The organism is Aminobacter sp. Piv2-1 (genome assembly GCF_037625995.1).
Lineage (GTDB): Bacteria > Pseudomonadota > Alphaproteobacteria > Rhizobiales > Rhizobiaceae > Aminobacter.
This window is the reverse complement of the sequence record NZ_JARKMU010000018.1, coordinates 50,202-75,754: the sequence shown is the minus strand read 5'-3', so window position 1 is coordinate 75,754 and position 25,553 is coordinate 50,202. Positions and strand designations below refer to the sequence as shown.

At 66.2% G+C, this 25,553-nt stretch carries 29 protein-coding genes; 10 read left to right on the top strand and 19 right to left on the bottom strand.

Translation table 11 applies throughout. The features are described 5' to 3' along the window. Positions 1-182: 182 nt before the first annotated feature. A complete protein-coding gene (locus AmiPiv_RS24310) occupies positions 183-884 on the bottom strand; it encodes an FkbM family methyltransferase (protein ID WP_340041714.1) in 702 nt (233 codons plus the stop codon). 169 nt (positions 885-1,053) lie between these two features. Here AmiPiv_RS24310 and AmiPiv_RS24305 point away from each other — a divergent pair, with 169 nt between their 5' ends. Then, positions 1,054-1,209: a hypothetical protein gene (locus tag AmiPiv_RS24305; RefSeq protein WP_340041712.1), complete on the top strand. Its 156-nt coding sequence runs from the start codon at positions 1,054-1,056 to the stop codon at positions 1,207-1,209. A gap of 63 nt (positions 1,210-1,272) precedes the next feature. Here the strand turns inward: AmiPiv_RS24305 and AmiPiv_RS24300 are convergent, their stop codons facing one another. The 3 genes from AmiPiv_RS24300 to grpE all read right to left on the bottom strand — a co-directional run bounded on the left by AmiPiv_RS24300 (position 1,273) and on the right by grpE (position 3,073). Then, positions 1,273-1,620, bottom strand: a complete 348-nt coding sequence (locus tag AmiPiv_RS24300; protein ID WP_340041710.1) for a hypothetical protein — start codon at positions 1,618-1,620, stop codon at positions 1,273-1,275. Positions 1,621-1,683: 63 nt separating this feature from the next. Then, the gene (locus AmiPiv_RS24295; RefSeq protein ID WP_340041708.1) at positions 1,684-2,316 is read right to left on the bottom strand and encodes a trimeric intracellular cation channel family protein; all 633 of its coding nucleotides are present in this window, start codon (positions 2,314-2,316) and stop codon (positions 1,684-1,686) included. A 124-nt stretch (positions 2,317-2,440) separates the two neighbouring features. After that, entirely contained in the window at positions 2,441-3,073 is a 633-nt protein-coding gene (gene grpE, locus AmiPiv_RS24290; protein ID WP_340041706.1) for a nucleotide exchange factor GrpE, read from the bottom strand. 93 nt (positions 3,074-3,166) lie between these two features. Here grpE and AmiPiv_RS24285 point away from each other — a divergent pair, with 93 nt between their 5' ends. Next, a complete protein-coding gene (locus tag AmiPiv_RS24285; RefSeq protein ID WP_340041704.1) occupies positions 3,167-3,520 on the top strand; it encodes a hypothetical protein in 354 nt (117 codons plus the stop codon). A gap of 7 nt (positions 3,521-3,527) precedes the next feature. Here the strand turns inward: AmiPiv_RS24285 and AmiPiv_RS24280 are convergent, their stop codons facing one another. From AmiPiv_RS24280 to cysG, 5 genes are read right to left on the bottom strand one after another with little or no spacing between them, the layout of a single operon-like run. Then, positions 3,528-4,067 carry a DUF934 domain-containing protein gene (locus tag AmiPiv_RS24280; RefSeq protein ID WP_340041702.1) on the bottom strand — a complete coding sequence of 180 codons (540 nt, stop codon included), beginning with the start codon at positions 4,065-4,067 and terminating at the stop codon, positions 3,528-3,530. Between the two features lie 10 nt (positions 4,068-4,077). After that, positions 4,078-4,836 (bottom strand): phosphoadenylyl-sulfate reductase, encoded by a 759-nt coding sequence (locus tag AmiPiv_RS24275; protein WP_340041700.1) that lies wholly within the window; start codon positions 4,834-4,836, stop codon positions 4,078-4,080. Continuing rightward, a complete protein-coding gene (locus AmiPiv_RS24270; protein ID WP_340041698.1) occupies positions 4,811-6,481 on the bottom strand; it encodes a nitrite/sulfite reductase in 1,671 nt (556 codons plus the stop codon). Before AmiPiv_RS24270 ends, AmiPiv_RS24275 begins: the two co-directional genes overlap by 26 nt. A 20-nt stretch (positions 6,482-6,501) precedes the next feature. Further along, positions 6,502-6,807, bottom strand: coding sequence for a DUF2849 domain-containing protein (locus AmiPiv_RS24265; RefSeq protein ID WP_340041696.1), 306 nt, complete (start codon positions 6,805-6,807; stop codon positions 6,502-6,504). After that, a complete protein-coding gene (cysG, locus tag AmiPiv_RS24260) occupies positions 6,804-8,255 on the bottom strand; it encodes a siroheme synthase CysG (RefSeq protein WP_340041694.1) in 1,452 nt (483 codons plus the stop codon). Before cysG ends, AmiPiv_RS24265 begins: the two co-directional genes overlap by 4 nt. A gap of 449 nt (positions 8,256-8,704) precedes the next feature. On the opposite strand from cysG, the gene AmiPiv_RS24255 reads away from it, so the two are divergent. From AmiPiv_RS24255 to AmiPiv_RS24245, 3 genes are all read left to right on the top strand, one after another. Further along, positions 8,705-9,157, top strand: coding sequence for a host attachment family protein (locus tag AmiPiv_RS24255; protein WP_340041692.1), 453 nt, complete (start codon positions 8,705-8,707; stop codon positions 9,155-9,157). Positions 9,158-9,349: 192 nt separating this feature from the next. Then, the gene (gene ybaL, locus AmiPiv_RS24250) at positions 9,350-11,164 is read left to right on the top strand and encodes a YbaL family putative K(+) efflux transporter (RefSeq protein WP_340041690.1); all 1,815 of its coding nucleotides are present in this window, start codon (positions 9,350-9,352) and stop codon (positions 11,162-11,164) included. Positions 11,165-11,385: 221 nt separating this feature from the next. Further along, positions 11,386-12,192 carry a phytanoyl-CoA dioxygenase gene (locus AmiPiv_RS24245; RefSeq protein ID WP_340041688.1) on the top strand — a complete coding sequence of 269 codons (807 nt, stop codon included), beginning with the start codon at positions 11,386-11,388 and terminating at the stop codon, positions 12,190-12,192. 108 nt (positions 12,193-12,300) lie between these two features. Here the strand turns inward: AmiPiv_RS24245 and AmiPiv_RS24240 are convergent, their stop codons facing one another. Both AmiPiv_RS24240 and AmiPiv_RS24235 read right to left on the bottom strand, forming a co-directional pair. After that, positions 12,301-14,511: a transglycosylase domain-containing protein gene (locus AmiPiv_RS24240; RefSeq protein WP_340041686.1), complete on the bottom strand. Its 2,211-nt coding sequence runs from the start codon at positions 14,509-14,511 to the stop codon at positions 12,301-12,303. Between the two features lie 170 nt (positions 14,512-14,681). Next, positions 14,682-15,215, bottom strand: coding sequence for a DUF6428 family protein (locus AmiPiv_RS24235; RefSeq protein WP_340041684.1), 534 nt, complete (start codon positions 15,213-15,215; stop codon positions 14,682-14,684). Positions 15,216-15,257: 42 nt separating this feature from the next. On the opposite strand from AmiPiv_RS24235, the gene AmiPiv_RS24230 reads away from it, so the two are divergent. The 3 genes from AmiPiv_RS24230 to arsK all read left to right on the top strand — a co-directional run bounded on the left by AmiPiv_RS24230 (position 15,258) and on the right by arsK (position 17,361). Continuing rightward, entirely contained in the window at positions 15,258-15,608 is a 351-nt protein-coding gene (locus tag AmiPiv_RS24230) for an ArsR/SmtB family transcription factor (RefSeq protein ID WP_340041682.1), read from the top strand. 132 nt (positions 15,609-15,740) lie between these two features. After that, entirely contained in the window at positions 15,741-16,154 is a 414-nt protein-coding gene (arsC, locus tag AmiPiv_RS24225) for an arsenate reductase (glutaredoxin) (RefSeq protein ID WP_340041679.1), read from the top strand. 19 nt (positions 16,155-16,173) lie between these two features. Next, the gene (gene arsK / locus AmiPiv_RS24220) at positions 16,174-17,361 is read left to right on the top strand and encodes an arsenite efflux MFS transporter ArsK (protein WP_340041676.1); all 1,188 of its coding nucleotides are present in this window, start codon (positions 16,174-16,176) and stop codon (positions 17,359-17,361) included. A gap of 70 nt (positions 17,362-17,431) precedes the next feature. Here arsK and AmiPiv_RS24215 read toward each other — a convergent pair whose 3' ends face one another. The 8 genes from AmiPiv_RS24215 to AmiPiv_RS24810 all read right to left on the bottom strand — a co-directional run bounded on the left by AmiPiv_RS24215 (position 17,432) and on the right by AmiPiv_RS24810 (position 21,547). Continuing rightward, positions 17,432-17,656 carry a hypothetical protein gene (locus AmiPiv_RS24215; protein WP_340041674.1) on the bottom strand — a complete coding sequence of 75 codons (225 nt, stop codon included), beginning with the start codon at positions 17,654-17,656 and terminating at the stop codon, positions 17,432-17,434. A gap of 227 nt (positions 17,657-17,883) precedes the next feature. After that, the gene (locus AmiPiv_RS24210) at positions 17,884-18,084 is read right to left on the bottom strand and encodes a hypothetical protein (RefSeq protein ID WP_340041672.1); all 201 of its coding nucleotides are present in this window, start codon (positions 18,082-18,084) and stop codon (positions 17,884-17,886) included. Between the two features lie 36 nt (positions 18,085-18,120). After that, positions 18,121-18,369 carry a hypothetical protein gene (locus tag AmiPiv_RS24205; RefSeq protein WP_340041670.1) on the bottom strand — a complete coding sequence of 83 codons (249 nt, stop codon included), beginning with the start codon at positions 18,367-18,369 and terminating at the stop codon, positions 18,121-18,123. Between the two features lie 73 nt (positions 18,370-18,442). Further along, positions 18,443-18,742 carry a hypothetical protein gene (locus AmiPiv_RS24200; RefSeq protein ID WP_340041668.1) on the bottom strand — a complete coding sequence of 100 codons (300 nt, stop codon included), beginning with the start codon at positions 18,740-18,742 and terminating at the stop codon, positions 18,443-18,445. Between the two features lie 83 nt (positions 18,743-18,825). Then, positions 18,826-19,443 (bottom strand): ribonuclease D, encoded by a 618-nt coding sequence (locus AmiPiv_RS24195; RefSeq protein ID WP_340041666.1) that lies wholly within the window; start codon positions 19,441-19,443, stop codon positions 18,826-18,828. Positions 19,444-19,521: 78 nt separating this feature from the next. Continuing rightward, complete coding sequence (locus AmiPiv_RS24190; protein ID WP_340041663.1) at positions 19,522-20,910, bottom strand: M20/M25/M40 family metallo-hydrolase; 1,389 nt, start codon at positions 20,908-20,910, stop codon at positions 19,522-19,524. Between the two features lie 338 nt (positions 20,911-21,248). Next, positions 21,249-21,458: a tautomerase family protein gene (locus AmiPiv_RS24185; protein ID WP_340041659.1), complete on the bottom strand. Its 210-nt coding sequence runs from the start codon at positions 21,456-21,458 to the stop codon at positions 21,249-21,251. Continuing rightward, a complete protein-coding gene (locus tag AmiPiv_RS24810; protein ID WP_445206994.1) occupies positions 21,395-21,547 on the bottom strand; it encodes a hypothetical protein in 153 nt (50 codons plus the stop codon). Before AmiPiv_RS24810 ends, AmiPiv_RS24185 begins: the two co-directional genes overlap by 64 nt. On the opposite strand from AmiPiv_RS24810, the gene AmiPiv_RS24180 reads away from it, so the two are divergent. Together AmiPiv_RS24180 and polA are read left to right on the top strand one after the other, a co-directional pair. Continuing rightward, complete coding sequence (locus AmiPiv_RS24180) at positions 21,513-22,322, top strand: GNAT family N-acetyltransferase (RefSeq protein WP_340041658.1); 810 nt, start codon at positions 21,513-21,515, stop codon at positions 22,320-22,322. The genes AmiPiv_RS24810 and AmiPiv_RS24180 overlap by 35 nt on opposite strands. 99 nt (positions 22,323-22,421) lie before the next feature. Beyond that, positions 22,422-25,433 (top strand): DNA polymerase I, encoded by a 3,012-nt coding sequence (gene polA / locus AmiPiv_RS24175; RefSeq protein ID WP_340041656.1) that lies wholly within the window; start codon positions 22,422-22,424, stop codon positions 25,431-25,433. The last annotated feature ends 120 nt before the right edge of the window (positions 25,434-25,553 follow it).

The following is a 25,553-nucleotide window of genomic DNA, read 5'->3' as shown; positions in this document are numbered from 1 at the left end:
ACGTTCCCGCAGATCCATCGAATAGGGCTTGGGCATCGCAAATCACCTCCTACCGGAAGTGAATCACCAAGTTTGCCTCAATGGAATCCCTCTTGATTCAATCTGAGCGTCCGCCGCTCTAGGCGGCCATATGCCCATGCCGAAGCCTGACGTTCCCGCGTGGGGACGTGCTCGCTGCGGCATCAGCCTGCACCCATGAGGGAACGCATCCGGCGCGCCGAGGCAAACAGCCTGTTGGCCGAACTGCTCCGGTTCTCGCCCAGCATGACCGCACCGCCCGAGAAGGCGACGTCGGAGAAACCGATGTCGGCGAGCAACTTGCAGAGTTCGTCCGACGGCGCCTCGATGAGCAGCAGCGGCTCCGAGCGCTTCATGGTCTCGATGCCGCCGAGGATGACGTCATGCTCGAGCCCCTGGACGTCGATCTTGACGAAGCAGGGGTCCAGCCCGACGCTGTCGAGCGGCCTGATTTCGCACCCCATCGACTCGATTGCGAGCTGGTCGGGCCGGAAGCCGAAGACCCGTTCCGGATTCAGCCAGCTGCTGGCTTCCTGAAGGTCCATCGAGGCAAGGCCGTCATAGACCATGTGCCGGTATTTCGGCACATGAAGGGTGAAGCGGCCATTCTCCCTGCCGAGACCGAAGGGGTGGATCGTGATTTCGCGATCGCGTTCGTAGCGGGCCTCGAGGCGCCGCGCGAGGCCGGCATTGGCCTCGAAGGCATACAGCGCCGCGCCCGGCGCGAACAGTCGGATCGACTCGATCGACTGCCCGGCATTGGCGCCGACGTCGACAAAGCTCTGCCCTTCCGGCTTCAGCCGCGCGATGATGGCGAATTCCGGTTCATGCGGCTTGCGCATGATCCGCCGCAGCGAACGCGTCACGGCTTCCTTGCCGGCCTTGGCCCCGGGAAGCTCGCTTTGGATTGCGCGGATAAGCCGATGCGGGATCATGAAGCGCCTGCGCCTTGATACATTTGCCATCTGGTTAAGGCGCAACCGTTAAAATAAGCCTTTGTCGGTGTCGCCGATCGCCCGCGCTGGTCCCGAAGTGATGCAATTCGAATCGGACGACCCCGCCTTTGCCGGAACCATGCGGATCGTGACCACGCTAGAGCCGGTCGAAGGCGGCACGCGGGTCACGGTCAGCTGCCAGGACGTGCCTTCGGGGATCGGCGAGGACGACCATCTAAAGGGCATCGCTTCGTAGCTCGAAAACCTGGCCGCCTTCACGGAAAGCTAGGGCGGGATGCCAATCGAGGGGCTTGCATGGTCAGCCACAAGTTTCGGGTGCGAGGTCGTTCAGGCGCTGTTCCCTGACCGCGTCCACGACATTGGGCACCAGCGCCAGGCAAACGAGCACGCAGGCAGCCGAGATCAGCAGCCTGGCAGGTTTCCTGAAATGTCGGCCGTTCAGCAGCGCGCCTGCAAGATAGACCGCGAGCGCCGCCGTGCCGAAGAACAGCACCGGCCCCGGGCCGTCGCAATCAATGCCACCGCCACCCCATGCCTTGTATTCGTTTGCGGGCATCAGCCCGAGAACGGCGATGGGTAGCGCCAGCACAAGGACGGCATAGCCGAGAATGGCCCAAGGGCGGCGCGCGCTACTCCGTTCTTCCATGTTGCATAGTCGCATTGCGCCTCAAGGCCGGCAACGGCCCCACATCGGCGCGGGCCGCCGCACTCAGGGGATATCCTCGGGCCGGCGGCCCGGCCGGCTGCGGTAGGCCGGAAAGGTCCAGCCGAATTTCAGTGCGCCGCCGCGCACCATGAAAGCGGCGGCGAAGGCGACCACGGCCGAAACCGCGGACGGCAGCTCGGCGAGTTCGGCGAGCGTGTAGATGCCGGCGCCAGCCATCGCGGCAGAGACGTAGATCTCGGGCTTCAGCAACACCGAGGGCTCGCCCGCGAGGATGTCACGGAGAATGCCGCCGAAGGTCGCCGTCAGCATGCCCATGACGATGGCGACCGTCGGCGAGCCGGTTGCGGCCAGCCCCTTCGCCGCACCGATCGCGGCATAGGCCGACATGCCGAGCGCATCGAGCCAGAGTAGCAGCTTGTAGCGGGATTCGACCCGGTGGGCGGTGAAGAAGACGAGCACGGCGACTGCGGCGCAGACCAGCACATAGGCCGGATTGACCACCCAGAACACGGGCAGGCCGAGGATGACGTCGCGGACCGTTCCCCCGCCGATTCCCGTGAAACTTGCCAGGAACAGGAAGCCAATGACGTCGAGCTGCTTGCGCGAGGCGGCAAGCGCGCCAGTGGCGGCAAACACCGCCACGCCGGCATAGTCGAGATAGAGCAGCGGATTCATGCAGTGGGCGAGTAGGGATTGGTGAGCAGCGAATGGTGAGGGAGAATAGCAGCGTCCGGCACCGAAGCCAGAGTCGCCACAAATCTATTCCCTACTCGCTACACCCTGTTCTCTATTCACTTGCTCAGGCGTCCTTCTCGGCCTGCTCGTTCACCGGGCCGGGCTCGGCCGGCGTCTCGGCGCCATGCTTGGGGCCGCCCTTGGCGATGCCCACCATGGCCGGGCGCAGCACGCGATCACCGATGGTGTAGCCCGACTGGGCGACATGCACGACCGTGTTGGCCGGCACGTCGGGGTTCGGCACCTCGAACATCGCCTGGTGGAAATTGGGGTCGAACTTCTCGCCCTGCGGGTCGAGCTTGCGCACGCCGTGGCGCTCGAGCGCGGCAAGCATGGCGCGTTCGGTCACCTCGACGCCCTCGATGAGGCTCGCGAGCCCGGCGCCGCCGGCGGCCTTGGCCTCGTCGCTCACCGCCTCGATGGCGCGGCGCAGATTGTCCGACACGGTGAGCATTTCGCGGGCGAAGTTTGCCACCGAATAGCTGCGTGCGTCCTGCACGTCGCGCGCGGTGCGGCGGCGCAGGTTCTCCATCTCGGCCGCAACGCGCAGGGCGCGGTCCTTCAGTTCCTCGTTTTCCTTCAGCAGTCGCACGAGGGCTTCGTAGTCGCCCTCGACGCCACCTTCGACCTTGTCGGCCTGGGCCTCGGCGGGCGCCGTCTCGTCGGGCGCGCGTTCGTCTTTTGCCTGGTCGCTCATCGCCATTTCCCGTTGTTCGGATCAGGTTGGAAGTTGCGCCCGATATCGAGCTTCAAATGCCAAAAATCAAGGGGTAAGGGCATACCGAGCCGTATGCCGCGCCGTACACGCACGGCCCCGCTGCGGCAGCCGGGCCTGCAATTCAACGTTAATTCAACTTTTACCAAGTCGGCCGACCATTGCCCAAGGTCTCCCCAGACGGGAACCATTTTGCATCTGGCAGAGTTCTACGGGCAACAAGAAGGCCCCGTCATGAAGGCAAAGCCAAATACAAAGACCAGAGCCGACAGATTGGCTGTCAACATCAGGCGAACTTTCGCCTCCGAGAGCAATCTGCGCGTGCTCGAATCGCTGCCGGTCTTCAGGGCCGAAGGGGATCTGCCGCCGGGCTTGCAGCGGCTTCTCGACAAGCTGCAGGAAGTCGAACGCAGGCAGCCGAAAGCCTAGGCGTCCATCAGTTTCCGGCGCCGCGGCGCCACGAATAGCCCGCCCCTTTCACAGGCTTCTCCGCAGCCTTTGCCGACGGCTGGTAGTAGAGCGGCAAGCCGCCGCTGTTGCCGGCCTCCAGGCGCTTGAGCAAGACTGGGTGCGACACCTCGAACTCGTCGAAGCCGACCCTCAGCATGTGCGGCAGCTGGTCGATGAGGACCTGTCCCGTCGCCCGCACCGCGCCTTCGAAGCCGTGGCGGCTACGCAGCAGTTCGGCCTTCGAGAATGACCGGCCGTCGTTGAAGGCCGGGAAAGCCAGCGCCACCAGCGACAGCTGGTCGAGCAGGTCGACGATGGCGTCGAGCTGATCGCCCGGCTGCAGCAGAACGCCCAGGCGCTCCTTGGCACCCTCACGCTGGGTCGCATCGAGCTCCAGGAAGGCCGGCAGCGACAGGATCACGCGGCGATTGCTCGCCAATGCGGCCGCATCGTCGGCATGGATCCACCCGTCCTCGCGGAATCCTTCGGGGGTCCAGAGGCGGATCGCCGGTGTCGCTTCGGTCATATGCACGTTCCTAGAGAGATGCGTCGGTCAGCGACTGCTCGAGACCGGAAAGGTGGATGCCGCATTCGGTCTTCGCCTGCCCGGCCCAGCGCCCGCTGCGGGCGTCCTCGCCCGGCTTGACGGGCTGGGTGCAGGGGAAGCAGCCGATCGACAGGTAACCGTAGGCGACCAGCGGGTTCTCGCGCAAGGCGTGTCTGCGCATGTAGTCGGCGAGATCCGACGTCGTCCAGCGCGCCAGCGGGTTGATACGGAACCGCGGCCCGACCTGCTCGAACACCGGGAGTGCGTTGCGCGTCGCCGCCTGGAAGCGCTTGCGGCCGGTGAACCAGGCCTTGAACGGCTCCACGCCGCGGGCCATCGGCTCGACCTTGCGCAGGTCGCAGCAGGCGTCGGTGCTGGTCTGGTGCAGTTTGCCGGTCGGGTCGATGCGCGCCAGCGCGGCGGCGTCCGGCGCAACGACCCGGATGTCGGTCAGGCCGAAATCGGCGGCAAGCGCGTCGCGATAGTCGAGCGTCTCGCCGAAATGCTTGCCTGTGTCGAGAAAGACGATCGGCAGCTTGCGGTCGACCGCGGCGATCATGTGCAGCAGCACGGCCGAATCCGCCCCGAAGGAGGAGACGGCGGCGATCTCGCCGGCAAAGCGCTCGTTTGCCGCGCGCGCGATGATCTCCTGCGGCGCGAGATTGCCGTAGAGCGCGTCGAGCGCCGCAGCCTCGGCCAGCACCTGCTCGAAGGTTTCGGCGTCAGGCTGCCTTGGCTTCGCTAGCATAGAGCGCCTCCTTGAACGGCGCCGGGCCGACACGGCGATAGGCGTCGAGGAACTTCTCCGACGCATCGCGCCTGACCTGCAGATAGGTGTCGACGATGGTCTCGATCGCGTCGGTGATCTCCTCCGGGCCGAAGCCGCGGCCGATGATCTCGCCCACCGAAGTGAGCTCGTCGGCGGAGCCGCCGAGCGTCACCTGATAGAGCTCCGCGCCCTTCTTCTCGACGCCGAGGATGCCGATATGGCCGACATGGTGGTGGCCGCAGGCGTTGATGCAGCCTGAGATCTTGAGCTTCAGCTCGCCGATGTCGCGCTGGCGCTCGAGCGAGGCGAAGCGGCGCGAGATGTCCTGCGCCACCGAGATCGAGCGGGCATTGGCCAGCGCGCAATAGTCGAGGCCGGGGCAGGCGATGATGTCGCTGATGAGGTTCGAGTTGGCGGTGGCGAGCTCGTGCTCCACCAGCGTGTCGTAGACCGCCCTGAGGTCGGCGCGGGCGACATGCGGCAGGATCAGGTTCTGCTCGTGGCTGACGCGGATCTCGTCGAAGCCGTACTTCTCGGCAAGGTCGGCCACCGCCTCCATCTGGCTGTCGCTGGCGTCGCCGGGGGCTTCGCCGATGCCCTTGAGCGAGATCGTCACCGCCGCATAGTCGGGGTTGCGGTGGGTGAAGACGTTCTGGTCGAGCCACTCGCCGAAGCTCTTCGAGTCGAGCCTGGCCAGCTTCACCGCCTCGTCGCCCTCGGGGCGCGCGGCCAGCGCCGGCGGCGCGAAATAGGACTGGATGGCCGCGACGTCGGCATCGGGCAGCTTGAGCTCGCCGTCCTTCAGCGCCTGCCATTCGGCCTCGACCTGGCGGGCGATCTCGTCGACGCCGGTCTCGTGGACCAGTATCTTGATGCGCGCCTTGTACTTGTTGTCGCGGCGGCCGTAGAGGTTGTACACGCGCAGGATCGCTGTGGTGTAGGAGAGCAGGTGCTCCTCCGGCAGGAAGTCGCGGATCTTCTTGCCGACCATCGGCGTGCGGCCCTGGCCGCCGCCGATATAGACGGCGAAGCCCAGCTCGCCCTTGTCGTTCTTCTTGAGGTGCAGGCCGATGTCGTGCGTCTGGATGGCGGCGCGGTCGCGCTCGGCCCCTGTCACCGCGATCTTGAACTTGCGCGGCAGGTAGGAGAACTCGGGATGCACCGACGACCACTGGCGCAGGATCTCGGCATAGGGGCGCGGGTCGGCGACCTCGTCGGCGGCGGCACCGGCGAAGTGGTCGGCCGTCACGTTGCGGATGCAGTTGCCCGAGGTCTGGATGGCGTGCATCTCGACGGAAGCCAGGTCGGCGAGGATCGCCGGGATGTCCGACAGCGCCGGCCAGTTGAACTGGATGTTCTGGCGCGTGGTGAAGTGGCCGTAGCCCTTGTCGTACTTGCGGGCGATGTGGCCGAGCATGCGCAGCTGCTTCGAATTCAGCGTGCCGTAGGGCACGGCGATACGCAGCATGTAGGCGTGCAGCTGGAGATAGACGCCGTTCATCAGGCGCAGCGGCCGGAACTGGTCCTCGGTGATCTCGCCGGCAAGGCGGCGCTCGACCTGGTCGCTGAACTCGGCGACGCGGGCCTTCACGAAGTCATGGTCGAACTCGTCGTAGCGGTACATGGCTTTCTTCCGGTCAATCTTCAGGCGGCGGCGTCGACAGGCCGGGCCTGCTTGCCGAGGTCGAGGCGGTTGGTGGGGCCGGCGGCGCGGATCACCTCGCGCAGGCGCAGCGGCTGGATGGCACCGGCGACGACGGTAACGTCGATCAGGTTGACGTCGACCACCTCGTTGTTGTCGTAGGCGGCCTTGCCGATCGCCTCGAGCCTGGCCTCGCCGTCCTTGTCGGAGACGATTTCGGCGCCGGCGATGGTCTCGGCCCAGGTGCCGTCGGCAGCGAACCACACGGCCTCGCCGTCGGTCAGCCGGTTGGCGGTCAGGATCTTCATGCCCCTTGTCCTTCCATGGCGGCGAGTGCCGCCGTCTCGTGCCTGTGTGCCGAAAGCGGCTCGGAACGTTCGAAATTGGCGCCGGCAACCGCGTCGCCGATGATGGTCATGACCGGCCCGTCGAGATCCGTGCGGCCTTCGAGCGACGGCAGGTCGGCGAGCGTGCCGTGGAAGCGGCGGCGCGTATCGAGGCTGGCGTTCTCGACGACGGCGACCGCCGTATCCGGAGAGAGCCCGGCCTCGATCAGGCGGCCGGCAACGTCGGCGGCAACCGAGCGGCCCATGTAGACGGCAACCGTCGCGCCCGAAATGGCAAGCTTGGCCCAGTCGGGCAACGAGCCGCCCTTGAGGTCGTGGCCGGTGGTGAAGACCATCGACGAGGTCACCCCGCGCAGCGTCAGCGGCAGCTCGAAATCGGCGGCGGCGGCGAAGGCCGACGTGACGCCGGAAACGATCTCGTAGGACACGCCGGCGTCGCGCATCGCCTGCATCTCCTCGCCGGCGCGGCCGAAGACCAGCGGGTCGCCCGACTTGAGCCGGACCACGCGCTTGCCGGCTTGCGCCAGTTCGACCAGCAGGTGGTTGATCTCGTCTTGCGTCTTGGAATGGCAGCCCTTGCGCTTGCCGACGGGCAGCCGCTCGGCGTCGCGGCGGCCCATGGCGATGACCGCCTCGGGCACCAGCGCGTCGTGGACGATGACGTCGGCCTGCATCAGCAGGCGATGGGCACGCAGTGTGAGCAGGTCCTCGGCGCCGGGGCCGGCGCCGACCAGCGCCACATGCCCCTGCGATGCACCATCTTGCACCAGAAGGGCGGCGGCAGCCTGCCTGGCCTCGGCCGGCTGGCCGTTGTCGAGCGCACGCGCCGGCGCACCTTCGAAGAACTCGCGCCAGAAGGCGCGGCGGACATTGCCCCTGGGCGGCAGCCGCTCGACGGCGTCGCGGAAGCCGGCGGCCAGCACAGCCAGCGCACCGAGCTGCGGCGACAGCATGCGGTCGATGCGGGCGCGGATCATCTGGGCGAGCACGGGGCCTGCCCCTTCCGTGCCGACGGCAACGGCGACCGGCGCGCGGTTGACCAGCGCCGGGGTGAAGAAATCGCAGAGTTCGGGCCGGTCGACGGCGTTGACGGCGATGCCGAGGCGACGGGCATCCTCGGCGACGCGGCGGTCGAGCGCCTCGTCGCCGGTCGCGGCGAAGACCATGACCGCGCCCTCGACCAGCGAGGCATCATAGGCCGAGTGGATGCGCACCGCGCCGTTGGCGGCGATCCAGTCGCGCAGCTGCGGCTCGACGTTATCGGCGATGATACGGATCTCGGCGCTCGACTGGGCGAGCAGGCGCGCCTTGGCCAGCGCCTCGTCGCCGCCGCCGACGATGGCCACGGCCCTGCCCTCGACCTTGAGAAAGATCGGGAAGGCGTTGAGCTTGGCGTCGGCGGTCGGCATGGCGAAGGGGTTCCAGAAGACCCGCCATTTCTAGCCGCCGGCACCGATGCGTAGAAGAAACCCACTCGCGCGCCCGAAGATGGGAGGCAATCGCTTTTGCCTCGCCACATGAAGCAGGAGAAAATTATTCCGCGGCGGCGCAGCGGCCCCCTTTTTCGCTTGCGCGCGCACCCCGCCGGTCCGACCGGCCCGGCAGCTGCCGAAAGGCACCAAACTCAACGGGTTTGCGGCGCGGAAACCGCCTCCCCGGGCGACCGCCCGTGACGGCGTCCACCTATCGACGCACCCAGCTGCCCGGAGGCCTTTTTCCAAATTCTACTAATTTGGTAGAATTACAAGCAACGCGCAGCATGCGTCGAAGTCGGCGTGGAACAACCGCTGCCGAACCGCGTTCCCGAGGTGCATTGCACGCGAACGAAGCCCGACGGGGCGTCAGAAAGGAGCGCATCATGGCCAACATAGTCCTCAAGCACGGGATCTGGGTGCTGGTGGCGGATGGCGAAAAGGCGTTGTTCCTGAAGAATCAAGGAGATACGAAATATCCCAGCCTCGAGGTCGTGCGTGAGATGGAACAGGAAAACCCGCCCACCCGCGAACAGGGCAGCGACCGGCCCGGGCGCTACGGCGACGGCGGCTTCTCGGCACACAACAGCGCCGTCGACGACACCGACTGGCACAGGATCGCCAAGCAGCGTTTCGCCGACGAGATCGCCGAGCGGCTCTACAAGTTCGCCCACGCGGATGCGTTCCGGCAGATCATCCTGATCGCCCCGCCGCTGGTGCTCGGGGAATTGCGCAAGAAGCTGCATAAGGAAGTCGACGAGCGTGTCTGCGCCGAACTTCCCAAGACGCTCACCAATCACAGCGTTCCCGATATCGAATCCATGCTGCTGTCGGCCTGATCGGCAGCAATAGATCCAAGCAACAAGGAGGCAGCGCCGGCAGCATATCGCCGGCGCTTTTTTTGCCTTTGGCCAAATTTCTTGCCCGGCAAGGGTTGCGCATGGCTGCTTGCGTCCACCATATTGGATTTGCAGCGGATTTCACCGCCGCACCCCACGACATCGCAATTCACGAAAGGTGCCGCCCGGACAATGCCGCATGAAATGCCCCTCATCGCAACCATCGTCGCCGGTCTGGGGCTGGCATTCATCCTCGGCGCCGTCGCCAACCGCTTCCGAATACCGCCGCTGGTCGGCTATCTGATCGCCGGCATGCTGGTCGGGCCGAACACGCCCGGCTTCGTCGCCGACCAGAAGCTGGCGCTGGAACTGGCCGAGATCGGCGTCATCCTGCTGATGTTCGGCGTCGGCCTGCACTTCTCGTTGAAGGACCTTCTGTCGGTGCGCGCCATCGCCGTGCCGGGGGCCGTCGTCCAGATCGGCTTCGCGACCGCGCTCGGCGCCGGCCTCGCCTGGATGCTCGGCTGGTCGATGGGTGCCGGCCTCGTCTTCGGCCTGGCGCTGTCGGTCGCCTCCACCGTCGTGCTTTTGCGCGCCCTGCAGGAGCGGCGCATGATCGAGACCGAACGCGGCCGCATCGCCGTCGGCTGGCTGATCGTCGAGGATCTCGCCATGGTGCTGGCGCTGGTGCTGTTGCCGGCGCTCGCCGGCGTGCTCGGCGGCGAGCAGCAGGCGGCACAGGCGCCCGACATCCTGTCTTTGCGTTTCGACCTGGGTGTCTGGGGCGTGCTCGGCATCACGCTCGGCAAGGTCGCCGCCTTCGTCGTCGTCATGCTGGTGGTCGGCCGGCGGGTCATCCCCTGGGTGCTGCACTACGTCGCCCACACCGGTTCGCGCGAGCTGTTCCGGCTGGCGGTGCTCGCCATCGCGCTGGGCGTCGCCTTCGGCGCGGCCCAGCTGTTCGGCGTTTCGCTGGCGCTCGGCGCCTTCTTCGCCGGCATGGTGATGAGCGAATCCGAACTCAGCCACCAGGCCGCGGAGGAGACGCTGCCGCTGCGCGATGCCTTCTCGGTGCTGTTCTTCGTCTCGGTCGGCATGCTGTTCGACCCCGCCAGCCTGCTCAGCAACACCTGGCCGATCCTGGCGACGCTGTTCATCATCCTGATCGGCAAGTCGGTGGCCGCCTTCCTGATCGTCGTCGCCTTCGGCTATCCGGTGGCGACGGCGCTGATCATCTCGGCCAGCCTCGCCCAGATCGGCGAATTCTCCTTCATGCTCGCCGGCCTCGGCGTCAGCCTCGACCTGCTGCCCGAACAGGGCCGCGACCTGATCCTCGCCGGCGCCATCCTGTCGATCGTGCTCAACCCGCTGGCCTTCGCGGGTGCCGCGCGGCTGAAGCCCTGGCTCGAGAAGCGCTCGGGCAAGCAGCCGGAGGCCGCCGAGGCGGTGCCGATCGGGCCGGCGACCGAACCCGGCGAGGTAGCCACCGTCGCGGCCGCGCCGGCAATGCCCGACGACGAGGACGCACCGCTGCCGACCCGGCTCAGCGGCCACACCATCCTGATCGGCTACGGCCGCGTCGGCTCGCTGGTCGGGCAGTCGCTGAAGGAGGCGGGCCTGCCCTTCCTGGTGATCGAGGATTCCGACAAGACCATCGCCAGGCTGATGGCCGAAGGCGTGGAGACGGTGGCGGGCAATGCGGTCAAGGGCGAGGTGTTCGGCGCCGCCAACGCGGCCGGCGCCAAGCAGCTGATCCTTGCCATCCCCAACGCCTTCGAGGCAGGGCAGATCATCCTCAAGGCCAAGACCGCCAATCCGGAGATGACGATCATCGCCCGCGCCCATTCGGATGCCGAGGTCGACCACCTCGCCGGGCTCGGCGCCGACAAGGTGATCATGGGCGAGCGCGAGATCGCCCGCGGCATCGTCGCTGAGGTGATGGGCGGCACGACGAGGACCGCGGGCCCTGAAGAGGATCCGAAGCCGGATACGCCTTCGGCGGCCTAACCCCGCCGCCTCGCAGGCGCGCCCGTGGGCGCTTGCATTGGCGGTGCCTTCGGGCAGAATGGCGCCGCCATGATGATGTTCACGCTCGACGTCTCGACCATCCGTTTCCGCTAGCCCCCAGGGGCCCGGAAGCCGGACACTTTCCGTGTCCAGGATTGGATGCCGGCCTTGCCGCGCCGCCTGCGCGCCGCCTTTTGGCTGGCCGAGACAAGAGAGCTCACATGCCCGACAGCAATTTTGCCCGCGCGCTCGATGACGCGCAGATCGAAAAGTTCATCGCCGACGGCTTCGTCCGCATCGACAAGGCCTTCCCGCACCGGTTGGCCGACGAAGCCAGGGCCATCCTCTGGCGCGATACCGGCTGCGACCCGGAGGTCCCCGCGACCTGGACCAGGCCGGTGATCCGGCTCTGGGACTATGCACAGGAACCGTTCCGGCTCGCCGCCAATACGCCGGTGCTGCACAAGGCATTCGACTGCCTTGTCGGCGCGGGGCGCTGGCTGCCGCGCAGCAGCCTCGGCTCCTTCCCCGTACGTTTCCCCTCGCCCGACGATCCGGGAGACGCCGGCTGGCATATCGACGCCAGCTTCGCCGGCCCGGACGGAGACGCCGGCGACTACATGTCATGGCGCGCCAACCTGCATTCGCGGGGACGTGCGCTCCTGATGCTGTTCCTGTTCTCCGACGTCGGCGAGAACGATGCCCCGACGCGCATCCGCATCGGCTCGCATCTCGACATCGCGAAGCGTCTGGCACCGGCAGGCGAGGCAGGCCTGTCCCTGCGGGAATTGGCCGCCACCGGCTTTGCCGAGAGCGAGCACAGGCCCGTCGCGCTTGCGACAGGCGCGGCCGGCACGGTCTATCTCTGCCACCCCTTCCTGGTGCATGCGGCCCAGCCGCACCGCGGCACGAGGCCGCGCTTCATGGCACAGCCGCCACTGCTGCCAAAAATGTCTCTGTCGCTCAGCCGCGACGACGGCGACTATTCGCCGGTCGAGCGCGCGATACTGAGAGGACTGGGCCGCTAGAGCAATTCCAGGAAAAGTGCGCAGCGGTTTTCTGTCCGGAATTGCGTCAAAACAAAGAGATAGAGCGTTTTCGCGATTCGAAGAAAAGCGGAAACACTCTAGCCGGCGTCAGTTGCCAAGCAGGATGTTGAGGATGGAAGTCTCGCGCCGCTGCGGCTGGCCGCCGACATCGGCGGGCGGCACCGGACGGCGGATCGATGCGGTCGCGGGCTGCTCCTGCGGCGCGCCGCCGACCTGCTGCGCGGGCTGCCGCTCACCGGGCTGTTCGGGCGCGGGCGGGAAGGAGTTCTCGTCGAGGGCCGGCTGGTCGTCGATCGCGACCTCGGGAGCAGCCTGCTGCGGCGTCCACGACCCCGGCAGCGGCGCCACCGGCACGCCCTCGTGGGCGGCCACCATGAATTCGTGCCAGGCAAGTGCCGGCAGCGCGCCGCCGGTCACCCGCTTCATCGGCTTGCCGTCGTCGTTGCCGAACCAGACGCCGGTGGTGAGGTTCGCGGTGTAGCCGACGAACCAGGCGTCGCGCGAATTCTGGCTGGTGCCGGTCTTGCCGGCGGCCGGCCAGGCGAAGGCGGCCTTCTTGGCCGTGCCCTCCTCCACCGCGCCCGTCATCATCGCGTTCATCATGCCGACGACCTCGGCGCTGATCACCCGCGGCCCCCCGCCGGCGGTGTTCTCGTAGAGGACGCTGCCGTCGGCCGCGGTGATGCGCTTGATGATGTGGACCTCGGGCCGGTAGCCGCCATTGGCGAAGGGCACGTAGGCGGCGGTCAGCTCCAGCGGCGTCACCTCGGACGTGCCCAGCGAGATGCTGACATTGGGCTGCAGCTCGGACTCGATGCCCATGCGCTGTGCGGCCTCGACGACGGCCGCGGGCCCAACCTCCATGGCAAGCTGGGCGGCCACCGAGTTCAGCGACTTCGCCAGCGCGGTCCTCAGCGTGACGCGCCCGTAATACTTGCCGTTGTAGTTCTCCGGCGTCCACTTGCCGATCTGGATCGGCGCGTCGTTGCGGACGCTGTCGGGCGATCGGCCCTGCTCCACGGCGGCCAGGTAGACGAAGGGCTTGAACGCCGAGCCGGGCTGGCGGCGCGCCTCGGAGGCGCGGTCGAACTGGCTGGTGGAGTAGTCGTAGCCGCCGACCATGGCGCGCACCGCGCCCGAATTGTCGATCGACACCAGGGCGCCCTGGCTGACGTTCAGCTTCTCGCCGTTCTCGTCGATCAGGCGGCGGATCGACTTTTCGGCCAGCTCCTGCAGCGTCATGTCGACGGTGGTGTCGACGATGATGTCGGTGCGCACCTCGCCGATCAGGCCGGGCAGCTCTTCCATGACGCGGTCGGCGACATAGTTTTCCGAGCCGGTCCAGAACGAGGCGACACGGCTCGCCGGCGCGCTCATGGCGGTCGCCAGCTCCTTCTCCTCGATCATGCCCTGCTCGCGCATCGCCGCCAGCACCAGCTGCGCGCGGGCATCCGCGGCCTTGGGGTCGCGGGCCGGCGAAAGCCGCGACGGCGCCTTGAGCAGGCCGGCGAGAAGTGCGGCCTCGGCAAGGCTGACGTCACGCGCGGACTTGCCGAAATAGCGGCGCGAAGCCGCCTCGACGCCATAGGACCCCGAGCCGAAATAGACCCGGTTCAGGTACATTTCGAGGATCTGGTCCTTGGTGTATTTCTGCTCCAGCCACAGCGCCAGGAGCACCTCCTGGACCTTGCGCTCCAGGGTGCGGTCCGGGGTGAGGAACAGGTTCTTGGCGAGCTGCTGGGTCAGGGTCGAGCCGCCCTGGGTGAAGCGGCCGTGGATGACGCGCTGCGACACCGCCCGGGCGAGGCCGATCGGATCGACGCCGAAATGCGAATAGAAGCGCCGGTCCTCGATGGCCATGACGGCCTGCGGGATATAGGGCGACATCTCAAACAGGCCGACGGCCTCGCCGCCGGTCATGCCGCGATTGGCGATCAGGCGGCCGTCGACGCCGACGATCTTGATGTTGGGGGACCGGTCGGGGATCGCCCAGGTCGTGGCGCTCGGCATCTTGGCGCCGTAGTAGATGACGATGCCGGCAGCGGCGATGCCGCCCCAGATGGCCAGCACGAAGCACCAGTAGACCAGCCGGCCGAAGATGCCGAACATGCCGCGGCGCTTCTTCTGGCTGCGGCCGCGGCTGGGGGAACGCGCCTTCGAGGCGCTGCGTTTGGCAGGGGTTTTGCGGCGGCTGGGCACGACCCGGTCCTCGTCACGAACCGAAAAGACGTCGTCCTCCGCGTCGTCCCGCGGATCATCGAAACTCGGTTCGATGCGTCTGTCCTTCCGGTTCGCCATGTCTGTGTGTCCGGCCCCCATGCCAATGGCGTTCCGGTTGCAGACTAAATGCGGCGATTTAAGGGGGCGTTAAGCAGGGGCCTTCCGAAGGCTCGAACAATCAACGGGTTACAGCCAACCCGTTGCCGCCGCGCCCACCTCCTTTTACCCGGCGCGCAAGAGCTTTTCCGCTAGCTGCAGCACCGGGAGCCCGATCCGGATGACGGCGGACAACACGGCATTTCCTGCCCCTCCAGCCACCGGTCGCGCGGCTTGCAGCTTGCCGGTCGCGGCGTGAGGTCCACGAGGATGGCGTCGTCCACGACGGTCGGCGGCCCGGCCCGATAGAGCTGGATGGGCTGATTGCCGTCGCTGACCTCGAAGGTCAGTTTCGCCTGCATGTCCAGGTCGACGTGTTGCGTGACCTTGCGCAGGATCGCCACGAACTTGCCGGCGGCCATCTGCTCGGGCGCGTCGTCCACGTCCCACAACTGGACGAAGATCTCCGTCCATGCCTCGGGGTTGGCACCGCAGTCGAGGGCGGAGAAGTTCGCGGATTTGACCTCGGTCACGTGATATCCGCGACGCACGGCGTTGCCCTGGTAGCGGAACGAAAGCGGGCTCGACGAACGTGCCGAAAGGAATTCGATCAGCCCCCCGACGGTAATCTCGTCCGGCGGAACAGACGTCGATCCACCGGATTTCCCGTTGCCAAATGCGTCCATGTCGGCTACTCCTAATTTTGATATTTCTAGGATTATTGAAATATGGAAGAACGTCAAGCTCTCATCGCGTTCGGCGCATTGTCGCAGGAGACACGGCTGCGCATTCTCCGCATGCTTGTCGTGGCCGGTCCGGATGGCATGGCGGCCGGCGCCGTCGCCGAGCGGGCCGAGGTGTCCGCGTCGAATGTCAGCTTCCATCTGAAAGAGCTGGAACGGGCGGGCCTTGCCAGTGCAAGACGCGATTCCCGCTCCATCATCTATACTGCGGAGTTCGAGGCGCTGAGCGGCCTCATTCGTTTCCTGATGGAAGACTGCTGCTCCGCACGGCCGGAAATCTGCATGCCGGTCGCCAGGGCAGCGGCGTGCTGCGCTGCCGAACAACCACCCGCCTGACCCATGTCCATTGTCGAGCGTTCGGCGTGCTCGTCGAGGTTTACGGCCATGCCGCCGGTCGCGCGGCTCGTGATCCCCTCAAGGGGCTGGTAAGAGGCGGGAAACGCCATCCATCGAAACAGTGAGCGCAAGATGACCACCACGATCTACCACAACCCCGCCTGCGGCACCTCGCGCAATACCTTGGCAATGATCCGCGCCAGCGGCGAGGAGCCTGTCGTCATCGAATATCTCAAGACGCCGCCGTCGCGCGACCGGCTCGTCCAGCTCCTGGCGGCGATGCGGATGGCGCCGCGCGATTTGCTGCGCGAAAAGGGCACGCCCTACGCAGACCTCGGCCTCGACGATCCCAAGTGGACGGACGACCAGCTGATCGACTTCATGCTGACCCATCCGGTCCTGATCAACCGGCCAATCGTGGAAACGTCGAAAGGCACCCGCCTTTGCCGCCCGTCGGAGGCGGTGCTCGAGCTTCTGGAGAACCCGGTTTCGGACTTCGCGAAGGAAGACGGCGAGGTCGTGCGTCGCGAACCCGGCCGCTCCTGAGCGTCGGGCCCGCGGCCGAATGAACGAGAAGCTTACGCCGGTTGGAGCCGTGCTCGCCCTGGGCGTCACCCAGATCATCGGCTATGGCACGCTCTACTACAGCTTCAGCATGCTCGCCGCCGACATGGCGGAGGATTTTGGCCGGTCCGCCGAATGGATCTTCGGCGCCTTCTCTGTGGCATTGCTCGCAGGCGGACTCACGGCGCCGTGGCTCGGCAAGCTGATCGATCGCTTCGGCGCCGGCGCAGTCATGACGATCGGCTCGGGCATAGCTGCAGCGGCGCTGGTGGCATGCGCCCTGGCACCGAACGCCATGTCGTTTGCCCTCGCTCTTGTCGCCCTCGCAGTGGCCTCCAATTTCGTGCAGTACGGCGCAGCATTCGCCCTGCTCGTCCAGGTCAGACCGGCCGCAGCCCAGCGAAGCATCACCTATCTGACGCTCATCGCGGGATTTGCCTCGACCATATTCTGGCCGCTGACGGCCGAACTGCATTCCCGACTGTCGTGGCAGGGCATCTATCTCGCCTTCGCGGCGCTGAACCTGTTCGTCTGCATACCCCTGCACGCCTGGCTGTCGCATGGCCTGGCCAGGACCAGGAGAGGTACCGCGGAACCTGCAAGCCAGATTCCCGGCGTGCTCCCGCCTTCCGCGAGGACGCTCGGCTTCGCGTTGATGGTCTCTGCGTTCTCCCTGCAGAACCTCATGAGTGCTGCCATTCTTGTCCATATGGTGCCGATGCTTTCCGGCCTTGGCCTTGGCGCAGCCGCCGCCATCGTCGGCACCTTGTTCGGGCCGGCGCAGGTCCTGAGCCGGTTCATCAACATGTCCGTCGGCATCAACCTTGCGCCGTTGCGGCTGGCTATCATATCCGCGGCCCTCATGGCGGGCGGTGTTGTCGTGCTGGTCGTCACCGCTCCGTCCGTCCCCGGAGCGATGCTGTTTGCGGTCGCCTTCGGCATGGGCAACGGCCTCTTCAGCATCGTCACCGGCGCGCTGCCGCTTTCCCTGTTCGGAAGCGAGGGCTACGGCCAGCTGCAGGGGCGTGCCATGGCGGCCCGCCTGATCATCTCGGCCGCCGCCCCCTTTGCCTTTGCCTGGGCAATGGCGACCATCGGCATTTCGTGGTCGCTGGGCCTCATCGCGCTGTTGGGAAGTTCCGCGATCCTGATCTTTGCCTTCGTCGGCAGGGCGATGACCCCGAACTGACTGGGCACGGCGATTGTCGGCGCAAAAAAAGGCCGCCGTCCGGCGGGACGGCGGCCCTGGTGTCCGCGGCTTACTGCGGGATCGGGTCGGGCCGATCCGGCTTGTCGGGCTTGTCCGGCTTGTCGCTGCTCTTGTAGCAGGAGCCCGAAGGATCGTTGCGGTCGCAGCAGTTGCTGCTCTGCAGGTAGCGCGGGTCCTTCGGCTTCCACTCGCAGCGCCTGATCTCGGTCGACTGACAGGCAGCGACGACGGACGCCGTCACGACCGCCAGGGCTATCTTGCTGAATGCACTCATCTCTCTCTCCATAAGGGCGAATTGCCCGTCCACACGGCTTCGTCGCGCCCGGTCGGAGAAAGGTTCAAAAAGGCCGGAAAAAATTCTGCGCCGCCCGCGGCTCGGCGGATCGGCGCTCAGGACTCGTGGAAAAATCGACGATGAAGCTTGCTGCCATGGCGCCCGCGGTCACGGCCAGGAACAGGCCGTCCCCGGCCGCCGGCGGTCGGCTCAGGCGCGATGCCGCGTCACGGCCCCATGGTCTTGTTGAGTTCGGCCGAAATGCGCTCGCGCATCACCTCGGCGATATCGGCATGCATATGCAGCCGCACCCGCCCGCCGCGGGCATCGACCAGCGTCAGCGCCACGCCGTCCAGCTTGTCGTCGCGGGCCGGCTCGACCGCCGTCACCATGAATTCATGGGTATCCTTGTCGGGTTTCTCGGCCATGGCTTCCTCCCTGGCTGAAGCCCCCCGACAATACGCCTATTCCTCCTCGTCGTCGCCGCCCGGCTGCAGCCACGAATGCGGCTCGATGCGCTTCTGGGTGTCGCTGTCGACATAGGCCCACCAGCCCTCGTCGCTTTCGTCCCACTGTCCGCCCGCGGCCTTGAGCCGGGCGAGCGAGCGGTAGTGCGCGATCGACTCGTTTTCCTGGCCGTCGCGGTCGGTCCAGAAAACGGTGATCTTGCTGCCATCTTTCGGCGCGGTGGCGATCGGTTTCTTGTCACTCATAGGCTGTCCCCTCGAATTCGGTGGCCAACGATAGCCGACCGCGCGGCCCGGTAAAGCCATGCGGCGGCGATAGTCATCGGCGGGTCAGCAGTGCGGCGAGCAGGCCGAACACCGCGACGCCGACGAGTGCCGCCGTCATCGGATTGTCCCGGGCGGTTTTCTGCGCCGCGCGCGCCTGCCTGCGCATCGCCGGCAGGGCGTCGCTGACGCGGTCGTAGAAGCCATCGTAGAGCCCGGAGGCACTCTCCCGGCCTTCCGCCAATGCGCTTGCGCTGCGCTTCGACATCGCCTTGGTCAGCGACGCGACCTGCCTGGTCAGTTGCGCAACCTGCGCTTCGAGGTCGGACTGGATTTCTTCGCGAGTAGTGGCCATTCGGGTGCATCCTTTCATCAGGTAGCACAACCCAAACGGCCAAGCCTGCCCGATCGTTCCCTCCGAAGACCCTGCCGGCAGGGTCAGCTGTGGGCAAAAATGTCCTCTTCGCCCCAGCCCATCAGGTCGAGCCGGGCGCGCGTCGGCAGGAAGCGGAAGCAGGCGTCGGCCTCCTTCATGCGCCCGTCGCGCTCCAGCCGGCCGGCCAGCACGTCGCGCAGACGGTGCAGGTAGAGCACGTCGGAGGCGGCATATTCCAGTTGCTCCGGCGACAGCGTTTCCGCCGCCCAGTCGGACGACTGCTGCTGCTTGGACAGGCTGACGCCGAGCAGTTCGCTGCAGATGTCCTTGAGGCCGTGGCGGTCGGTGTAGGTGCGGGTCAGCCTGGAGGCGATCTTGGTGCAGAACACCGGCTCGGCCATCACGCCGAAGGCGTTGTAGAGCACGGCGATGTCGAAGCGGCCGAAATGGAACAGCTTCGTCACCTTGCGGTTCTTGAGCAGCGCGGTGAGGTTCGGCGCCCTCTTCTGCCCCGGCGCGATCTGGATCACGTCCGCCGTGCCGTCGCCCGGAGAGATCTGCACGACGCAGAGCCGGTCGCGGTGCGGGTTGAGGCCCAGGGTTTCGGTGTCGATGGCGACCGCATCGACGTCGTAGTTGCTGAGGTCGGGCAGGTCGTTCTTGTGGAAGCGGATGGTCATTTTGGTCTCCGATCGCGGCTTGGCATCTCAGTCGCCGCGATCGGAAGAAAAATCAATAGAAACCTCGGTTTCCCGCGCCTACTTGCGGGTCAGCGCCGCGAGGATGCGCGCCCAGGACCGCTGCCCCTTGTGGAACGAGGTCAGGTCGTACTTCTCGTTGGGCGAGTGGATGCGGTCGTCGGCGAGCGCAAAGCCCACCAGCAGCGACTCCATGCCGAGGAAGTTCTGGAAGTCGCCGACGATCGGGATCGAGCCGCCCATGGCGATCATCAGCGCCTGTTTCGACCATTCGTCCGACAGCGCGTCCTTGGCCTTGGCGAGGAACGGCGAGTCGTAGGAGAGCTGGATCGCCGGCGAGCCGCCATGCTCGTGGAACTCGACGCTGCAATCGGCCGGGATGCGCGCCTTGACGAATTCGCGGAATGCAGCGCGGACCTTCTTCGGATCCTGCTTGTGCACAAGCCGGAACGACACCTTGGCGGAGGCTTGCGCCGCGATCACCGTCTTGAAGCCCTTGCCGGTATAGCCGCCGGTGATGCCGTTGAACTCGGCGGTCGGGCGGGCCCAGACCAGCTCCAGGATCGAACGGTCCTTCTCGCCCGAGGGGATCGACAGGCCGACCTCGCCGAGGAAGTTCTCGGCGGTTTCGCCTAGCGATTGCCACGACTTCAGGATCTGCGACGGCGTTTCCTCGACGCCGTCGTAGAAGCCCGGGATGGTGACGTGGCCATTGTCGTCATGGATCGCCGCCAGCACCTTGGCGAGGATGCGCACCGGGTTGGCCGCGGCCCCGCCATATTCGCCCGAATGCAGGTCGCGGTTGGCCGCCTTGACCACCACTTCCTCGCCGACGAGGCCGCGCAGGCCGACGCAGATCGCCGGCGTCTCGCGGTCCCACATGCCGGTGTCGCAGACCATGGCGAAATCGGCCTTGAGCTCCTCCGCATTGGCTTCGAGGAAGGGCTTGAGCGACGGCGAGCCGGACTCCTCCTCGCCCTCGAACAACAGCGTGATCCTGCAGGGCAGGCTGCCATGCACTTCCTTCCAGGCCCGGCAGGCCTCGACGAACAGCATCAGCTGGCCCTTGTCGTCGGACGAGCCGCGGCCGGTGATGACCTTGCGGCCCGGCTCGAGCTGCTTGAGCTTCGGATCGAAGGGATCGTCCTCCCAGAGGTTGAGCGGATCGACCGGCTGGACGTCGTAATGGCCGTAGAAAAGCACATGCGGCGAGCCGGCCGGGCCGTCGTGATGGGCGACCACCATCGGATGGCCGGGCGTGTCGCGCACGCTGGCGTCGAAGCCGATCGTCTTGAGGTCGGCGACGAGCCATTCGGCCGCCTTGCGGCAGTCGCCGGCAAAGGCCGGATCGGTGGAGATCGACTTGATCCGGAGCAGGCCGAACAGGCGCTCGAGGCTCTGGTCGAGATTTTTGTCGAGGCGGTCGAGGACGGGAGCGAGTGCAGACATTCGGGGTGCCTTTCGATTCTTCTGGGCGCAAACTACCGGCAGGCACCCGAAACGCAAAGCCGGCAGGATTGGGCCAGGAGACGACGCGGCGTCATCCGGAAGGCGCGCATGAAAAAGCCGCCGTGGTGGAGGGGTACCACGGCGGCACTTTCAAAACGGTGCGGCAGCCCGGAGAGGGGGATGAGGCTGCCGCAGGGTCCGGATAGGCGGGGGACGGGCCTGAGACCGGACTTCGGCAAAAACTGCCGATGGCCCATATTTGTTCCTCCGAACATGGCGTTTCAAGGGCACGAACATTACACTTTTGTAACATATCCGTGAGGCCCACCCCGCCTGCCCTACCCCTTTCGGAGCGTGTCCCTGTATTGCCGCACCGGCATTCCGCCGACGCCCCGGACCTCCAAATCCACCTCATCAATAACCAGGAAGGTGGTGGCCCGGTCCTCGCCGAGCATGTCTACGAGAAGTCCTGTCGCGCCCTTGATCAGGGCCGATTTCTGCTCGCGCGTGACGCTCTCGCGGGTGACCTTGATGTCGACATACGGCATGCTGTCTCTTCCTCGCCGTGCCCTCGGTTCGACTGCAGGTCGAAATGGAAGACCTTGGAGGCGATCCGCCAGCGGCCATCGACCTTCACCAGGCTCAGCAAATCGGTGAATGGCTTCGGCCCAATGGCTCAGTTGAGCCGAACAAAAGCTGTAACCGGCCCGGTGAACTCGATTGAAACGACGCGGTCGGCGCGCGGTTCGGACCGGCTCGCCGGCGACGATCACAATCGGCAGATTGCCAGCCATTCCGACAGTGCGGCGATCCTGGGATCTAACCCCGCAGGCCGACGACCAATGTCAGTTGTGAAAATCCAGCCCTTTGCAGAACGGCTGTGGGCCGCCTACCTTGCAGCAAATCCGGCAAGCCAACAGTGGAATGACCAATCCATGCCCCTGCATGTCCGAGCGGCCCTGCCGCAAGATGCAAGCGCGATGGCGCGAATCCTGAACAAGATTATCGAGATCGGAGGGACGACGGCGCATCGCGAGCATTTCGACGAAAATCGCATCATCGACTATTTCATCTCACCGAAACTCGGAATCAGCTGCTTCGTGGCGCTGGAGAGGTCGCAGCTCTTGGGGTTCCAATCACTCGAATGGTCCGACCCCGACTGGCCAGGCGACCGGCTGCCTGCCGGCTGGGGGATTGTCGCGACCTACGTGGATCCACATGTGCACAAGAAGGGCGCCGGACGGGCATTGTTCGCCAACACGGTGGAAGCCGCGAAAAAGGCGGGCGTCAGCTTCATCGACGCGACAATTCGCAGGGAAAACACCGTCGGCCAGGCCTTCTACGAGGGCATCGGCTTCACCGATTATCGGGAAGGCGCGGAGACCATTTCCAAGCGATTTGCTCCCCTCTAGAGGCCTGCCGCCCAACACCGGCCAACGACTTGTCAGCAGTCGGCGGCAGAGCCGCCTTCGCCATGGACAGGGCGGCTGCGCCAAGCTACCCGTATCGCCATGAAAAAAGGCGATCATCTGTTCCTTGTCGACGGCTCCGGCTACATCTTCCGCGCCTATCACGCGCTGCCGCCGCTCACCCGCAAGTCCGACGGGCTGCCCACCAATGCAGTGCTCGGCTTCTGCAACATGGTGTGGAAGCTGATGCAGGACGCGCGCAACACCGACGTCGGCGTCACGCCCACCCACTTCGCCGTCATCTTCGACTATTCCTCGAAGACCTTCCGCAACGAGCTCTATCCCGAATACAAGGCCAACCGCTCGGCCCCGCCGGAGGACCTGGTCCCGCAATTCGGACTGATCCGCCATGCGACGCGCGCCTTCGACCTGCCCTGCATCGAGATGGAGGGCTTCGAAGCCGACGACCTGATCGCCACCTATGCCCGCCTTGCCCGCGAGGCCGGCGGCGACACCACCATCATCTCCTCCGACAAGGACCTGATGCAGCTGGTCGGCCCGACCGTGTCGATGTACGACCCGATGAAGGACCGCCAGATCAACATCCCCGAAGTCATCGAGAAGTGGGGCGTGCCGCCGGAAAAGATGATCGACCTGCAGTCGCTGACGGGCGATTCCATCGACAACGTGCCGGGCGTGCCCGGCATCGGCCCGAAGACCGCCGCGCAGCTGCTCGAACAATTCGGCGATCTCGACACGCTGCTCGCCCGCGCCTCCGAGATCAAGCAGGACAAGCGCCGCCAGTCGATCATCGACAATGCCGACAAGGCCCGCATCTCGCGCGAGCTGGTGCGGCTCAAGAACGACGTGGCCGTCGGCGACGGCCTGGACACGTTCTCGCTGCAGCCGCCGAACGGTCCTCGGCTGATCGCCTTCCTCAAGGCGATGGAGTTCACCACGCTGACCCGTCGCGTCGCCGAGGCCACCGGCACGGATGCCGGCGAGGTCGAGGCGGCTTCGGTGTCGGTCGAGCGCGGCGCGGATGCGCACGGCCCGGATGTCGGTTCGGGTGCCCCTACCTCCCCCTTGTGGGGAGGTCGCAAACCCGAGCAAAGCGAAGGCGCGGGTGGGGGTGGCAATGTCGCCACCGGCACCCCCACCCCGGCGCTACGCGCCGACCCTCCCCACAAGGGGGAGGGTGAGACCGGCGACACTCCCGCAGCCCTCGCCGCGAAGCTCGCCGAGGCCGCGCCGGCCCAGAGGTTCGACCACGGCGCCTATGTCACTGTCCGCGACCTCGCCACGCTGAAAGGCTGGATCGCCGAGGCGACCGAGGCCGGCGTCGTCGCCTTCGACACCGAGACCACCTCGCTCGACCCGATGCAGGCCGAGCTCGTCGGCTTTTCGCTGGCGACCGCGCCGGGCCGCGCCGCCTATGTGCCGCTCGGCCACAAAAGCGGGCGAGGCGACCTGCTCGGGGGCGGGCTGGTCGACAACCAGATCCCGGTGCGCGAAGCGATCGCCGTCCTCAAGCCGCTGCTCGAGGACGCCTCGGTTCTCAAGGTCGCGCAGAACCTCAAATACGACCTCGTGGTGATGAACCGCTACGGCGTCGACGTGAAGTCCTTCGACGACACGATGCTCATTTCCTACGTGCTCGACGGCGGCACCAATGGCGGCCACGGCATGGATTCCCTGTCGGAGAAGTGGCTCGGCCATACGCCGATCCCGTTCAAGGACATCGCCGGTTCGGGCAAGAGCTTCGTCGGCTTCGACCAGGTCGACATCGACAGGGCCACCGCCTATGCGAGCGAGGATGCAGACGTGACGCTGCGCCTCTGGCAGGTGCTCAAGCCGCGCCTCGCCGCCAAGGGCCTCGTCTCGGTCTACGAGCGGCTGGAGCGGCCGCTGGTGCCGGTGCTTGCGCATATGGAGCAGCGCGGGATTTCCGTCGACCGGCAGATCCTGTCGCGGCTGTCGGGCGAACTCGCACAGGGGGCCGCACGCCTCGAAGACGAGATCAACACGCTTGCCGGCGAACGCTTCAACATCGGCTCGCCCAAGCAGCTCGGCGACATCCTGTTCGGCCGCATGGGCCTGCCCGGCGGCACCAAGACCAAGACCGGCCAGTGGTCGACCTCGGCGCAGGTGCTGGAAGACCTCGCCGCCGAGGGCCACGAGCTGCCACGCAAGATCGTCGACTGGCGCCAGCTGACCAAGCTGAAATCCACCTACACCGACGCGCTGCCCGGCTACATCAACCCGGAGACCAAGCGCGTCCACACCTCCTATGCGCTCGCTGCCACGACCACCGGCCGGCTGTCGTCGTCGGACCCGAACCTGCAGAACATCCCGATCCGCACCGCCGAAGGCCGCAAGATCCGCACCGCCTTCATCGCCGACAAGGGCAACAAGCTGATCTCGGCCGACTACAGCCAGATCGAACTGCGCGTGCTCGCCCATGTCGCCGACATCGCCCAGCTCAAGCAGGCCTTCGCCGATGGTGTCGACATCCATGCGATGACGGCCTCCGAGATGTTCTCGGTGCCGGTCGAGGGCATGCCGTCCGAGGTGCGCCGCCGCGCCAAGGCGATCAACTTCGGCATCATCTACGGCATCTCGGCCTTCGGCCTCGCCAACCAGCTGTCGATCCCGCGCGAGGAAGCCTCGGACTACATCAAGAAGTATTTCGAGCGATTTCCGGGCATCCGCGCCTATATGGACGAGACCAAGGCGTCATGCCGCGACAAGGGTTATGTGGAAACCATCTTCGGCCGCCGCATCCACTATCCCGAAATCCGTTCGCCCAACCCTTCGGTGCGTGCCTTCAACGAACGCGCCTCGATCAACGCCCGCCTGCAGGGCACGGCCGCCGACATCATCCGCCGCGCCATGATCCACATGGAAGGCGCGCTCGCCGAGGCGAAGCTCTCGGCACGCATGCTGCTGCAGGTGCACGACGAACTGATCTTCGAGACGGTCGAAAGCGAGGTCCAGGCGACGATCCCGGTCGTCCGCCACGTCATGGAAAATGCCGCAATGCCCGCCGTGTCGATGTCGGTGCCGCTGCATGTAGATGCGCACGGCGCCGATAGTTGGGACGAGGCGCATTGAGGTGGAGTTCGCGACGTCGTCGGATGCGTCGACGCTCGCCTCTTTCGCACTGACGTCGCGGCGATAGGGCGGGCTACTCCAACGCCGGCGCTGGTTCGAACAGCCGGCATTTGCCCTGAA

Bases quoted from the DNA above. Each gene is read 5' to 3' on its own strand.
- AmiPiv_RS24240 (WP_340041686.1), bottom strand. From the start codon at position 14,511: ATGGCGAACCGGAAGGACAGACGCATCGAACCGAGTTTCGATGATCCG.
- AmiPiv_RS24200 (WP_340041668.1), bottom strand. From the start codon at position 18,742: ATGGCCACTACTCGCGAAGAAATCCAGTCCGACCTCGAAGCGCAGGTT.
- polA (WP_340041656.1), top strand. From the start codon at position 22,422: ATGAAAAAAGGCGATCATCTGTTCCTTGTCGACGGCTCCGGCTACATC.
- AmiPiv_RS24265 (WP_340041696.1), bottom strand. From the start codon at position 6,807: ATGAAGATCCTGACCGCCAACCGGCTGACCGACGGCGAGGCCGTGTGG.
- AmiPiv_RS24195 (WP_340041666.1), bottom strand. From the start codon at position 19,443: ATGACCATCCGCTTCCACAAGAACGACCTGCCCGACCTCAGCAACTAC.
- AmiPiv_RS24275 (WP_340041700.1), bottom strand. From the start codon at position 4,836: ATGCTAGCGAAGCCAAGGCAGCCTGACGCCGAAACCTTCGAGCAGGTG.
- AmiPiv_RS24215 (WP_340041674.1), bottom strand. From the start codon at position 17,656: ATGAGTGCATTCAGCAAGATAGCCCTGGCGGTCGTGACGGCGTCCGTC.
- AmiPiv_RS24205 (WP_340041670.1), bottom strand. From the start codon at position 18,369: ATGAGTGACAAGAAACCGATCGCCACCGCGCCGAAAGATGGCAGCAAG.
- AmiPiv_RS24280 (WP_340041702.1), bottom strand. From the start codon at position 4,067: ATGACCGAAGCGACACCGGCGATCCGCCTCTGGACCCCCGAAGGATTC.
- AmiPiv_RS24210 (WP_340041672.1), bottom strand. From the start codon at position 18,084: ATGGCCGAGAAACCCGACAAGGATACCCATGAATTCATGGTGACGGCG.
- AmiPiv_RS24230 (WP_340041682.1), top strand. From the start codon at position 15,258: ATGGAAGAACGTCAAGCTCTCATCGCGTTCGGCGCATTGTCGCAGGAG.
- AmiPiv_RS24185 (WP_340041659.1), bottom strand. From the start codon at position 21,458: ATGCCGTATGTCGACATCAAGGTCACCCGCGAGAGCGTCACGCGCGAG.
- arsC (WP_340041679.1), top strand. From the start codon at position 15,741: ATGACCACCACGATCTACCACAACCCCGCCTGCGGCACCTCGCGCAAT.
- AmiPiv_RS24305 (WP_340041712.1), top strand. From the start codon at position 1,054: ATGCAATTCGAATCGGACGACCCCGCCTTTGCCGGAACCATGCGGATC.
- AmiPiv_RS24285 (WP_340041704.1), top strand. From the start codon at position 3,167: ATGCCGCGCCGTACACGCACGGCCCCGCTGCGGCAGCCGGGCCTGCAA.
- AmiPiv_RS24235 (WP_340041684.1), bottom strand. From the start codon at position 15,215: ATGGACGCATTTGGCAACGGGAAATCCGGTGGATCGACGTCTGTTCCG.
- AmiPiv_RS24270 (WP_340041698.1), bottom strand. From the start codon at position 6,481: ATGTACCGCTACGACGAGTTCGACCATGACTTCGTGAAGGCCCGCGTC.
- AmiPiv_RS24300 (WP_340041710.1), bottom strand. From the start codon at position 1,620: ATGGAAGAACGGAGTAGCGCGCGCCGCCCTTGGGCCATTCTCGGCTAT.
- AmiPiv_RS24255 (WP_340041692.1), top strand. From the start codon at position 8,705: ATGGCCAACATAGTCCTCAAGCACGGGATCTGGGTGCTGGTGGCGGAT.
- grpE (WP_340041706.1), bottom strand. From the start codon at position 3,073: ATGAGCGACCAGGCAAAAGACGAACGCGCGCCCGACGAGACGGCGCCC.
- AmiPiv_RS24190 (WP_340041663.1), bottom strand. From the start codon at position 20,910: ATGTCTGCACTCGCTCCCGTCCTCGACCGCCTCGACAAAAATCTCGAC.
- arsK (WP_340041676.1), top strand. From the start codon at position 16,174: ATGAACGAGAAGCTTACGCCGGTTGGAGCCGTGCTCGCCCTGGGCGTC.
- AmiPiv_RS24245 (WP_340041688.1), top strand. From the start codon at position 11,386: ATGCCCGACAGCAATTTTGCCCGCGCGCTCGATGACGCGCAGATCGAA.
- ybaL (WP_340041690.1), top strand. From the start codon at position 9,350: ATGCCGCATGAAATGCCCCTCATCGCAACCATCGTCGCCGGTCTGGGG.
- AmiPiv_RS24295 (WP_340041708.1), bottom strand. From the start codon at position 2,316: ATGAATCCGCTGCTCTATCTCGACTATGCCGGCGTGGCGGTGTTTGCC.
- cysG (WP_340041694.1), bottom strand. From the start codon at position 8,255: ATGCCGACCGCCGACGCCAAGCTCAACGCCTTCCCGATCTTTCTCAAG.